General features: G+C 60.8%; 10 protein-coding genes and 1 tRNA gene. 9 read left to right on the plus strand and 2 right to left on the minus strand.

All coding sequences use genetic code 11. The features are described from left to right. Nucleotides 1–135 precede the first annotated feature (135 nt). Nucleotides 136–1152: a ribose-phosphate pyrophosphokinase gene (locus QZ498_RS16585; protein WP_294624250.1), complete on the minus strand. Its 1017-nt coding sequence runs from the start codon at nucleotides 1150–1152 to the stop codon at nucleotides 136–138. A 105-nt stretch (nucleotides 1153–1257) separates the two neighbouring features. Between QZ498_RS16585 and QZ498_RS16590 the strand changes: the two genes are divergently transcribed. Both QZ498_RS16590 and QZ498_RS16595 read left to right on the plus strand, forming a co-directional pair. Beyond that, nucleotides 1258–1857 (plus strand): 2-hydroxychromene-2-carboxylate isomerase, encoded by a 600-nt coding sequence (locus tag QZ498_RS16590; RefSeq protein WP_294624252.1) that lies wholly within the window; start codon nucleotides 1258–1260, stop codon nucleotides 1855–1857. A 3-nt stretch (nucleotides 1858–1860) separates the two neighbouring features. Next, nucleotides 1861–2670 carry an alpha/beta hydrolase gene (locus QZ498_RS16595; RefSeq protein ID WP_294624254.1) on the plus strand — a complete coding sequence of 270 codons (810 nt, stop codon included), beginning with the start codon at nucleotides 1861–1863 and terminating at the stop codon, nucleotides 2668–2670. Here the strand turns inward: QZ498_RS16595 and QZ498_RS16600 are convergent. Further along, nucleotides 2667–3707 carry a LacI family DNA-binding transcriptional regulator gene (locus QZ498_RS16600; RefSeq protein WP_294624256.1) on the minus strand — a complete coding sequence of 347 codons (1041 nt, stop codon included), beginning with the start codon at nucleotides 3705–3707 and terminating at the stop codon, nucleotides 2667–2669. The two genes, QZ498_RS16595 and QZ498_RS16600, sit on opposite strands and share 4 nt — an antisense overlap. Before the next feature lie 147 nt (nucleotides 3708–3854). On the opposite strand from QZ498_RS16600, the gene hisD reads away from it, so the two are divergent. From hisD to QZ498_RS16635, 7 genes are all read left to right on the plus strand, one after another. Beyond that, on the plus strand, nucleotides 3855–5162 hold the full coding sequence (gene hisD / locus QZ498_RS16605; protein WP_294624258.1) for a histidinol dehydrogenase: 1308 nt from the start codon (nucleotides 3855–3857) through the stop codon (nucleotides 5160–5162). Beyond that, on the plus strand, nucleotides 5155–5913 hold the full coding sequence (locus tag QZ498_RS16610; protein ID WP_294624260.1) for an SDR family oxidoreductase: 759 nt from the start codon (nucleotides 5155–5157) through the stop codon (nucleotides 5911–5913). The genes hisD and QZ498_RS16610 overlap by 8 nt, the downstream gene beginning before the upstream one ends. After that, complete coding sequence (locus tag QZ498_RS16615; RefSeq protein WP_294624262.1) at nucleotides 5910–6887, plus strand: alcohol dehydrogenase catalytic domain-containing protein; 978 nt, start codon at nucleotides 5910–5912, stop codon at nucleotides 6885–6887. The genes QZ498_RS16610 and QZ498_RS16615 overlap by 4 nt, the downstream gene beginning before the upstream one ends. Before the next feature lie 111 nt (nucleotides 6888–6998). Continuing rightward, nucleotides 6999–7072, plus strand: a tRNA-Gly gene (locus tag QZ498_RS16620). Between the two features lie 102 nt (nucleotides 7073–7174). Then, complete coding sequence (locus QZ498_RS16625; RefSeq protein ID WP_294624264.1) at nucleotides 7175–8971, plus strand: ABC transporter transmembrane domain-containing protein; 1797 nt, start codon at nucleotides 7175–7177, stop codon at nucleotides 8969–8971. 1079 nt (nucleotides 8972–10050) lie between these two features. Further along, nucleotides 10051–10284, plus strand: a complete 234-nt coding sequence (locus QZ498_RS16630; RefSeq protein WP_294624266.1) for a helix-turn-helix domain-containing protein — start codon at nucleotides 10051–10053, stop codon at nucleotides 10282–10284. 360 nt (nucleotides 10285–10644) lie between these two features. Then, nucleotides 10645–10990: glycosyltransferase (locus tag QZ498_RS16635; protein WP_294624268.1), on the plus strand; the 346-nt coding region annotated here is incomplete at its 3' end.

Raw genomic sequence — 10990 nt, forward strand, 5'->3', positions numbered from 1 at the left:
CCAAGCCCGTTCGAACGGGCTTGGCGCGTCGTTAAAGCGTTTCCAGTTATTATTGCATCACCAATACCCTGCAAAGCCTACGGCCTTCTCGGGACATTGGTGAAGCACTCTGAGTCAAGGTGAACTGGAAACGCTCTAGTGGCTGAACTGACCTTCGTAGACCGGCTCTAGCGTCGGGGTCTCAAAAAGCGAAGACACCGAAGTGCCGTTCCAGATGTTGAGAATTGCCTGAGCGAACACGGGCGCCGTCGGGATAATGCGGATGTTCGGGGCGGCTTTCACCGGGTCCGTTGGGGCGATGGTATCTGTGATGACGAGAGACTTCATGACCGAGTTGGTGATCCGTTCGACGGCCGGGCCGGACAGGACGCCGTGGGTGATATAGGCGTGCACCTCCGAGGCACCGTTGTCGAGCAACACCTGTGCCGCCTTGCAGAGTGTGCCGGCGGTGTCGCAGATGTCATCGACGATGATGCATTTTTTGCCCGAGACATCGCCAATCACGGTCATTTCCGCCACTTCACCGGCTTTCTCGCGGCGTTTGTCGACGATCGACAGCGGCGCTTCGATCCGCTTAGCCAGTTCGCGGGCCCGGGACACGCCGCCGACGTCGGGCGAGACCACCATGACGTCTTCCATGCAGCCTTTGAACTGGGTCATGATATCCAGCGCGAAAACCGGCGCGGCATAGAGGTTATCGACGGGAATATCGAAGAAGCCCTGAATCTGGGTGGCGTGCAGGTCCATCGTCAGAACCCGTTCGATGCCTGCTTCGACGATCATGTTGGACACGAGTTTGGCGGAAATCGGCGTGCGGGCCTTGGAGCGGCGATCTTGCCGGGCGTAGCCGAAGTAGGGGATCACGGCGGTGATCCGCTTGGCCGAGGACCGGCGCAGCGCATCCGCCATGATGAGCAATTCCATCAGGTTGTCGTTGGCGGGGTTCGAGGTGGGTTGGATAATGAACATATCCTCGCCGCGGACGTTTTCGAACACCTCGACAAAAATTTCCTGGTCGTTGAAGCGTTCGACTCGGGCATCGACCAGCCCCACGTTGACGCCTCGGTGCATGGACATGCGCCGCGCGATGGCCTGAGCCAAGGGTTTGTTGGCATTGCCGGTGATAAGTTTGGGTTCGGGGGTGGTGGGCATGGCAGCGGTCCCTGGCTGGTCTGGTATGACAGATTCGTAACGTTGAACTTCGCTTAGCATGGGCGTAGCGTCGGGCAAAGCTGTGCAATGGGGGAGGGCGCGAAAATGGCGCATATCGAGTATTATTTTTCAACTCTGTCGCCTTACGCCTATTTGGCGGGCGCGCGGTTGGAGGAGATCGCGGCGCGGCATGGCGCGGCTGTGACCTACAAGCCGCTCGACATCATGCAGCTTTTCGCGCGTACCGGCGGCGTGGCGCCGAAGGATCGGCACCCCGCGCGGATGGCCTATCGCGCTCAGGAATTGCCGCGTCAAGCCAAGAAGCTGCAGATGCCGCTCAACCTTCAACCAGCGCATTGGCCGACCAATGCCGCACCGTCGTCCTATGCCATTATCGCGGCGCAGAATGCTGGCGGGGGTGACCTTGGTGCCTTGGTACATGGGGTTCTTCGGGCCTGTTGGGCCGAGGAGCGGGACATTGCGGAGGATGCGGTGATCAAGGACTGTCTGGAAAGGGCGGGATGCGATCCCGGGCTGGCCGATAGCGGGCTTTTGAGCGGGGCCGAGACCTATGCTGCCAATCTGGAGGATGCGGTGGCCGCCAATGTCTTTGGGGCACCGTTTTATGTGGTGGATAGCGGGCAATCCTTCTGGGGGCAGGACCGTCTGGAAGATCTGGACCTGCATTTGCAGGGCAAACTTTGAGCGATGCCGAGGGCGGCCCGCGCGGGGTATGACACGCATTGGACGACATTCGGGCAGGGCCCGCGCGAGGCGGTGGCGATCCATTGTTCGCTGTCACATTCGGGTAGTTGGGGGGGAATCGCGGGTCATGTCTCGGGGGCGCTGACCCTGACGGCCTTTGATATGCCGGGTCACGGGCGCAGCGCCCCGTGGCAGGGCGCGGGCGAGATACAGGAAGAGACGGCGAAGATTGCCGCGACCTTCTGCGAGGGCGGCGCGCGTGATCTGATTGGCCATTCCTTCGGTGCGACGGTGGCCTTGCGGCTGGCGGTGATGCGGCCCGAGCTGGTCCGGTCGCTCATCCTGATCGAACCGGTGTTCTTTGCGGTGGCCTTCGCGGATGATCCGGCGGCCAAGGTGCGGTTTGATGCAGCCATGGGCCGTTATGCCCGCGCCGTTGAGGCCGGTGACGATATGGCCGCGGCCGAGGCCTTCACGGCGCTTTGGGGCGATGGCACGGCCTGGCCGGACATACCGCGGGCGCATCGTGCCGCGATGGCCGATCAGATGTACCTGATCGCGGCGGGCCACCCTGCGCTTTACGAGGACGTGGGCGGCATGTTGCAGCCTGGTGTTCTGGCCGGTGTGACACAGCCGGTCTTGCTGATGGAGGGCAACCAGTCGCCGGATATCATCCCGGCGATCAACGAAGGGCTTGCCAAGCGCCTGCCGCGTGCCGAACGGACGATCATTGCCGGTGCGGGCCATATGGCCCCGATGACCCACGCCAGACAAGTGAGTGCCGAGATCCTGCGGTTCTTGCAGTGGGCTTAGCCTTCGGGCGGTGGCCCAAGTGTGCCGCGCATCTGCACCTCGGTTTTCAATTCCACGCTTTGCGAGAAGGGGGTGCCGCCGATCATTTGCACCAGATGCCTTGCGGCCTCGCGTCCCATTTGACGGTGGGGCACATGGACGGTTGTCAGCTGCGGGGTGACGACGCGGGCAAGTTCGATGTCGTCGAACCCGGTGACCGAGACATCGCCCGGCACCTTGAGGCCCATCGTCTGCGCCTCTTGCAGCGCGCCCACGGCGAGCACGTCGTTGCCGCAGATCACGGCTGTAGGCCGGGGCGTGATGGCCATGAGGCGGGCCATGGCCTTGGCGCCATGTTCCACCGAATAGGTGGTTTCTATAAGGTGCAGGCTCTCGGCCCGTAATCCCGCCTTGCGCATCGCGTCGCGCAGGCCGTTCACCCGTTCGCGGGCGCGATCGTTGTGGGCTTGTTGCGCGGTGATCGCGGCAAGCCGACTGTGGCCTTGGGCGATGACCTCGGCGGCGAGGGCGGACATGGCGCGGCGGTTGTCGAAGCCGATGGAGGGCTTTTCGGCGCTCACGTCGAAGGCCCAAGTGATCAGGACAGGCACGCCGCGCGCTTCGAGAAACCGGTAGACCCCGGGGTCGCGATCGTGGCCGATAAGCAGCAGCGCGTCGGCCCCGCGCGCCACGAGGGCGCGGATTTGTTCGGCCTCCAGATCGGGGCGGTAGGCCGACGAGGCGACCAAGAGGGTGATGCCGCTGCGGCCCAACTCCTCCTGAAATGCCTGCAGGCCACGGGCGAAAATGGCGTTATCCATGGTGGGGATCACCGCGCCCACCGTGTTGGTGCGTTTGGCGGCGAGCGCACGGGCACCGAAATTGGGAGAATAGCCCAGTTCGTTGACGGCGGCCAGGACACGCTTGCGGGTGCCTTCGACCACTTGCGCCGGGGCGTTCAGGCAGCGCGAGACCGTCGCTGTTGAGACGCCCGCACGCTGGGCCACATCGGCCAGCGTGGGCACTGTTCTTTCGGGGTGGTCTGATTGGTCCGTCATCTATCCGTGTCCATGGGCGGGCAGGGTTTAGCGGGTTGCGCCCTTGTGTACCATAGGATGTAAGCGCTTGCATGGAAATTTGTAAGCGCTTACATTCGGGCCGAATCCGGGGCTGCGCCCCGCACCCTAACGGACAGGACGGTTCTCATGGCCCGTGAGTATCTCAAGAAAGCAACGCTGACCTCGCAATCCGGCGCATCGGATGTGCACGACACGGTACAGCGAATTCTGGATGATATCGAAAAGGGGGGCGATGCGACGGCCTTGGACTATGCCGCCAAGTTCGACAAGTACAACGGCAATGTCATCCTGACCCGAGAAGAGATCGAGGCGGCCAAGGCGCTGGTGCCGCAAAAGCTGCGCGATGATATCCAGTTTGCCCATGACAATGTGCGCCAGTTTGCCCAAGCGCAGAAAGAGACCCTGCGGGATATCGAGGTAGAAGTGGTGCCGGGCCTGATCGCCGGGCAGAAAAGCATCCCCGTGAAGGGCGCCGGTTGCTACGTGCCGGGCGGGCGGTACAGCCATATCGCCAGCGCCATCATGACCGTGACCACCGCCAAGGTGGCGGGCTGTGAGCATATCGTGGCCTGTTCGCCGCCGCGCCCCGGTGTCGGCATTGCGCCAGCGATCATCTATGCAGCTGATCTGTGCGGGGCCGATACGATATTGGCCATGGGCGGAGTGCAGGGCGTGGCCGCCATGAGTTTTGGCCTGTTTGGCCTGCCGCCCGCCAATATCCTTGTCGGTCCCGGCAACCAGTTCGTGGCCGAAGCCAAGCGCATTCTGTTTGGCCGCGTTGGCATCGACATGATCGCCGGGCCGACCGACAGCCTGATTTTGGCCGACGAGACCGCCGACCCGGACGTGGTGGCGACCGATCTGGTGGGGCAGGCCGAGCATGGCTACAACTCGCCCGTCTGGCTGGTGACGGACGATCACGCCTTGGCCGAGCGGGTGATGGAGCTGGTGCCCGGGTTGATCGAGGATTTGCCCGAGGTGAACCGCGACAATGCCCGCGCGGCCTGGCGCGACTATGCCGAGGTCATCCTTTGTGCCAACCGCGAGGAAATGGCCGCCACCTCGGATGACTATGCGCCCGAGCACCTGACCGTGCAGGCCGAAGATTTGGATTGGTGGCTTGACCGGCTCAGTTGTTATGGCTCGCTTTTCTTGGGTGAGGAAACCACCGTGGCCTTCGGCGACAAGGCCAGTGGCACGAACCACGTTCTGCCCACCTCGGGCGCGGCGCGGTATACTGGGGGGTTGAGCGTGCACAAATACATGAAGATCGTCACGTGGCAGCGCGCCACCAAGGAGGGCTGCAAACCCGTGGCCGAAGCAACGGCGCGGATTTCGCGGCTTGAGGGCATGGAAGGCCATGCGCGTACCGCTGACATCCGGTTGCGCAAGTATTTCCCGGGCGAGAACTTCGACCTATCCGCCAATGGCTGAGCCGGGGCTATTCGACGTTGCGGGCAAGGTGGCCTGCGTCACCGGGGCCAGCGGCGGCTTGGGCCGTCGCGCGGCCACTGTGCTGGCACAAGCGGGGGCGCGAGTTGTGGGCGTCGCCCGCCGCGCCGAGGCGCTTGCGGATTGGCGCAGGCGGGCGGGTGGAGAAACCGCCGCCGTGGCGCGCGATGTGGGGGATCGTGAGGGGCTGACCGATCTGGTCAGGCAGGTCTGTGCGCCTTTCGGTGCGCCCGACATCGTGATCCATGCCGCCGGTTTGAATACCCGGGAGACGGCCGATGATGTGACCGAAGGCGGTTGGGACAGCACGCTTGAGCTGAACCTCACGATGCCGTTTTTCCTCAGTCAGCAATTGGTACCGGCGATGAAAGACAAAGGCTGGGGCCGGATCGTGAATTTCGCCTCGCTGCAAAGCAGCCGTGCCTTTCCCGGCGGGATCGCCTATGGGGCCAGCAAGGGCGGTATCGCGCAACTGACACGCGCCATGGCCGAGGCATGGTCACCCCATGGGATCACCGCCAATGCCATTGGCCCCGGTTTTTTCCGCACGGATTTGACCGCGGCGGTATTCAACGACCCCGAGCGCGCCGCGCGCAATGCCGCGGCCACCTGCATCGGGCGCAACGGCGAGGTCGAGGACATTGACGGCCCGGTTCTGTTCCTGTGTTCGCGCGCTTCGGATTACGTCACCGGGCAGGTGCTTATGGTGGATGGGGGATTCACCGCGAAATGAAGGCGCTTGTCTACACCGGACCCGAGGCGCTGGACTATCGCGATGTGCCTGATGCTGCGCCAAAGGAGGGGGAGGTGCTGATCCGGGTCGAGAGCGTCGGCATATGCGGGTCGGACATGCATGCCTATCTGGGCCATGACGAGCGCCGCCCCGCCCCCTTGATCCTTGGCCACGAGGCGGCAGGGGTGATCACCGGCGGGCCGCGCGATGGGCAGCGGGTTACGATCAACCCTCTTGTGACTTGCGGGACTTGCCGCGCATGCCTTGCGGGTCAGGATAACCTGTGTCCTGAGCGTCAGATCATCTCGATGCCGCCGCGCGACGGGGCCTTTGCCGAACGGCTGGCCATGCCCGAGGGCAACCTTGTGCCAGTGCCGGACGAGGTGCCGCTGTCCAAGGCGGCCTTGGCCGAACCCATCGCCTGTGGGTGGCATACGGTGCGCCTGTCGCTGGCAGTGCTGGGCGGGGCCGAGCGTGCGCTTGTTCTGGGTGGTGGTGCCATCGGCGTGGGCGCGGCCCTCAGCCTGAAAGCGCAGGGTGTGAATGATGTGCTGATGGTAGAGCCGAATGCCCCGCGCCGCCGATTTCTTGAGCTTTACTGTGGCCTGCCCGCATTGACCCCGGATCAGGCTCCCGAGGCCGCCTATGACATCGTGATCGACGGAGTGGGCTTTGAGGCCACCCGCGCACAGGCTTCGGCCCTCGTGCGCCCCGGTGGCGTGATCGGGCATATCGGTCTGGGGCAGGCGGCGGGCGGATTGGACATCCGCCGCATGACCCTGCAAGAGATCACTTTCATCGGCACCTATACCTATACCGCGCAGGATTTCCGCGATACGGCACATGCGATTTTCGAGGGGCGCCTCGGCCCGCTCGATTGGACGGAGCGCCGTGCCTTGGCCGAGGGGGCGAAAGGCTTTGCCGATATTCGTGCAGGCCGCGTGGCGAGCCCCAAGATCATCCTGACGCCCTAGCCACTTCGCTGTATGGAACAGAGCGCGCGTACAAAAGCGCGCCCCGTCGCTTTGCAGGGGAGGTCGCTCTTGACCCCAAAGCTGTCATCAAATATGCGTCTGCCGTACTGAGCGGGCGTTGTGTAATGGTAAGACCTCAGCCTTCCAAGCTGATGATACGGGTTCGATTCCCGTCGCCCGCTCCAATCCTCCCCTTACAATACCGCCCATGCGGCCAATCTGTCCCCTTGACCCCGCGCGCTTGCACGGCCAAGAACCATTGCCGAAACGTATAAAGGAAACAGGACATGGTGCGCAGGGCCTCATCGGGCGCAGAGACCGAAGATCGTGAGAAATCCAAGCAATTGGGCGCGCTGGCCGGGCTATGGCCTTTCATGCGTCCTTACCGGGTGCTCATGGTCGCGGCGGGGCTCGCCTTGGTGCTGACCGCAACGGTCTCCTTGTTGCTGCCGATGGCGGTGCGCCGGGTGGTCGATAATTTCGGGGCTGAAGACGGCGCGCTGCTCGATTTGTATTTCTCGGCCGCCTTGGGCATCGCGGCGCTTCTCGCGCTGGGCACGGCGCTGCGCTATGCGCTTGTCACCCGTCTTGGTGAGCGTGTCGTGGCCGATATCCGCAAGGCCGTTTTCGACCGCGTAATCGGCCTGAGCCCCGCCTTTTACGAAAAAATCATGACTGGCGAGGTTCTGAGCCGGATCACCACCGACACCACCTTGATCCTTTCGGTCATCGGCTCGTCGGTCTCCATCGCGCTGCGCAATTTGTTGATCTTCATTGGTGGCTTGGTCTTGATGCTTTTCACCTCGGCGAAACTCACGGGAATGGTCCTGCTGATCGTGCCGCTGATTATCGTGCCGATCCTGACCCTGGGGCGTCGCCTGCGCAAGCTCAGCCGGGAAAATCAGGATTGGATCGCCAATTCCTCGGGCAATGCCTCGGAGGCGCTGCTGAGCGTTCAAACGGTTCAGGCCTTTACCCATGAAGCGCAAAGCCGCGCCCGCTTTGCCGATGTGACCGAGAAAAGTTTTGATGCGGCCCGGCGGCGGATCACCACCCGGGCTGCCATGACAATGATCGTGATCTTCCTTGTCTTTACCGGCGTTGTCGGGGTGCTTTGGATGGGGGCACACGACGTGCGCGCCGGCGAGATGACAGCGGGTGCACTGGTGCAATTCGTGATCTACTCGGTCATGGTGGCCGGGGCGGTGGCCGCGCTGTCGGAAATCTGGGGCGAATTGCAGCGCGCCGCAGGCGCCACCGAACGCCTGCAAGAATTGCTGCGCGCAACGGATCGGGTGCAAGATCCGGCGAATCCAGCCCCTCTCCCAGAACCTGTGCGCGGCGAGATCAGTTTTGACCAAGTTCGTTTCTTCTATCCATCGCGGCCGGAAACAGCGGCGCTCGATGATGTGACCCTGACGGTGGCCCCCGGTGAGACTGTGGCGCTTGTGGGCCCCTCAGGCGCGGGGAAGACCAGCGTTATCCAATTGATCCAACGCTTTTACGACCCTGAGGCCGGGCAAATCACGCTCGATGGTATCCCGCTCAACACCATGGCGCGGAGCGAGTTCCGCAAGGCGCTGGCCTTGGTGCCGCAAGACCCGGTGATCTTCGCGGCCTCGGCCCGTGACAACATTCGTTTCGGTCGCCCAGAGGCCACCGACGCCGAAGTCGAATCCGCCGCCCGTGCCGCCGCCGCACATGACTTCATCACGGCCTTGCCAAAAGGCTATGACACCTTTGTGGGCGAACGCGGCGTAATGCTGTCGGGGGGGCAGAAACAGCGTATCGCAATTGCCCGCGCCATCCTGCGCGATGCGCCTGTGCTGCTGCTGGACGAGGCCACCTCTGCGCTTGATGCCGAAAGCGAACGCGCGGTGCAGGAAGCTGTCGATGCCATGGCGCAAACCCGAACCACGATCATCGTCGCCCACCGCCTTGCCACGGTGAAAAAGGCGGACCGTATCGTGGTGATGGACCAAGGCCGCATTGTCGCTACCGGCACCCATGACGCACTGGTCAAGGAGGATGGCCTCTACGCCCGCCTCGCGCGCCTGCAATTTACTGATGGGCAAGCGGCCTGATCCCACAGTCTGCGTCTGTCGCAGATGTTGGTTGCCTCCGGCGGGGGTATTGTAAAGGATTAAAATATATATGAATCAATGCATTGCGCTCTCGGTGAGTTTCTTGATCCAGCATTCTATACACGTATTAGTTGTAACCTTGATCGTAGCTTTAGCATGACAGGCTCATAACCTGAAAATCGCAGGTTCTAATCCTGCTCCCGCAACCACAATCTCCGCAATTTATCACAGGCATATGGGGCTAATCCGTAAGTCTGTGTGTTTTGGATTTAAGAAGTTGCCACGTTCATTGTTACGTTGGGGCGTTCCTCTACGGTCGCACTCGGGGGTCACTTGACCCTCCGACCCACGGACCAAGGCACGGCCCCATCCCACCTAAAACGGGGCTCCTGCAGTCTATGATCGCGCCTTGTTGTTGGAAGCGCCGAATTTTTATGAGGAGTAATTTTGTTTGCGCCTCCTGCATATGGGTAACTCAGTAGCTTCGGGTGGCAAGATTCAAGTATTAAGCCGCAAGCTTCAAGGCCCATGGGCCAAGGTCCAAGGTTCGCAATGCAAATCGCTGGTCGGGTGTTACTGAGGCTTTTCGTCCATGTATCACGGTCCTTGGTCCATGGACCAAACACCGGGGCTCTGAACTCTGGGCGGACCGTGGTTGTTGAAGCGGCCGACAAAATTGTCGGTATTTTCGTTCAAGTTTGTGGTAGAATTGTCAGCCTTGAGGGTAATACACGGTGGTACGGGAAGCTCGCCAAACTTCGATGTCAGCGGGAAAAGGCCAGCGGTGAGCTTTCTACGGTAGCATCTCCACCCCGTGGCTAAAGAGCCTTTTTTCAATATAATGCCGCAGCAACGCTAAGAGCGCGTCTGATAAAGCTTTTGGGACTGATCTACCTGCCTAGGCACCGGAGTTCGAGATTACTCATTGAGGAAACCCAACATAAACAGGACTTATGTTGGACTTTGTAGACGGTCTATGAGATCAAATTAGAGCACAGTAATCTGGGCGCCAATACACGCCATCCAACAAGGCCGCACAAGCTAAACGCGGATACTCAAAGATATGGATACCTAGGCAAATGAAATCGAATGACGTGCAAGCGAACCCCACAACGGATCCTGATCGACTGATGAATGAAAAAGAAGCGGCTGAGGTGCTTTGCTACTCGGTGCGCGCTCTTCAAAACTGGCGATCACGCGGTGGCGGGCCGAAGTTTATCAAGGTTTCCGCCCGGTCCGTCCGCTATCGGCGGCGCGATCTTCTGGACTGGATCGATGCCCACACCGTGACTAGCACCAGCCAACCCATCTGACATGGAGCTTTGCCCTTAAGGAGGAGGTAGCACCTTGAGGGATTTTGGGGCCGGACGGCTCAAAAAGGGGCGCGGGGTAAACGCACCTCGCGTTCGAAGGCGGAAAGAAATTTCGTCTATTACCCAACTTCATTAAGGGATCTATCTCAAAAGCACAAAACCCGTATAGATTGATTCGGATTGTGTCGGCAGTGTGCCAAGGCTGTTGCGGGTGGTTTGCCCCAATTTGATGTTGGTGGGTTTGGTTGTTAAAGGCCTGATTGGGGTGGTTGAAAGGCTTAGGCTTGCCAGCTAACGTGTTGAAAAAAGCCTTCCTCCTCTGGAGCCAAGGCGAAAATATCATTAAGGAACAATTATTTAATGTCCAGCAACCCCTATATCAGCGTGTGTGTTCCAGCCTATGAAATGGGCGGACGTGGATGCGAGTTTTTGGATCATTCGCTGAAAGTGCTCTCTGATCAAGACTTTCAGAATTTCGAAGTGGTTGTCGCGGATCAGTCGGAAGACAATGCAATCAAAAACCTTTGCGACGATTACTCGGGGCTGAATGTCAGGCATATCCCTACTGGTCATTTAAAACGGCAGGCGTCAGCGAATACAAATGCTGCGATTGATAATAGTTGCGGTGTGGTCATCAAGGTTCTTTTTCAAGACGATTTCTTAAACGGTCGGGATGCGTTGGCTAAAATTGCAAACGCATTTGAGG

It is taken from the genome of uncultured Roseovarius sp., assembly GCF_913057115.1.
Classification (GTDB): domain Bacteria; phylum Pseudomonadota; class Alphaproteobacteria; order Rhodobacterales; family Rhodobacteraceae; genus Roseovarius.

Bases quoted from the DNA above. Each gene is read 5' to 3' on its own strand.
- QZ498_RS16585 (WP_294624250.1), bottom strand. From the start codon at position 1,152: ATGCCCACCACCCCCGAACCCAAACTTATCACCGGCAATGCCAACAAA.
- QZ498_RS16590 (WP_294624252.1), top strand. From the start codon at position 1,258: ATGGCGCATATCGAGTATTATTTTTCAACTCTGTCGCCTTACGCCTAT.
- QZ498_RS16595 (WP_294624254.1), top strand. From the start codon at position 1,861: ATGCCGAGGGCGGCCCGCGCGGGGTATGACACGCATTGGACGACATTC.
- QZ498_RS16600 (WP_294624256.1), bottom strand. From the start codon at position 3,707: ATGACGGACCAATCAGACCACCCCGAAAGAACAGTGCCCACGCTGGCC.
- hisD (WP_294624258.1), top strand. From the start codon at position 3,855: ATGGCCCGTGAGTATCTCAAGAAAGCAACGCTGACCTCGCAATCCGGC.
- QZ498_RS16610 (WP_294624260.1), top strand. From the start codon at position 5,155: ATGGCTGAGCCGGGGCTATTCGACGTTGCGGGCAAGGTGGCCTGCGTC.
- QZ498_RS16615 (WP_294624262.1), top strand. From the start codon at position 5,910: ATGAAGGCGCTTGTCTACACCGGACCCGAGGCGCTGGACTATCGCGAT.
- QZ498_RS16625 (WP_294624264.1), top strand. From the start codon at position 7,175: ATGGTGCGCAGGGCCTCATCGGGCGCAGAGACCGAAGATCGTGAGAAA.
- QZ498_RS16630 (WP_294624266.1), top strand. From the start codon at position 10,051: ATGAAATCGAATGACGTGCAAGCGAACCCCACAACGGATCCTGATCGA.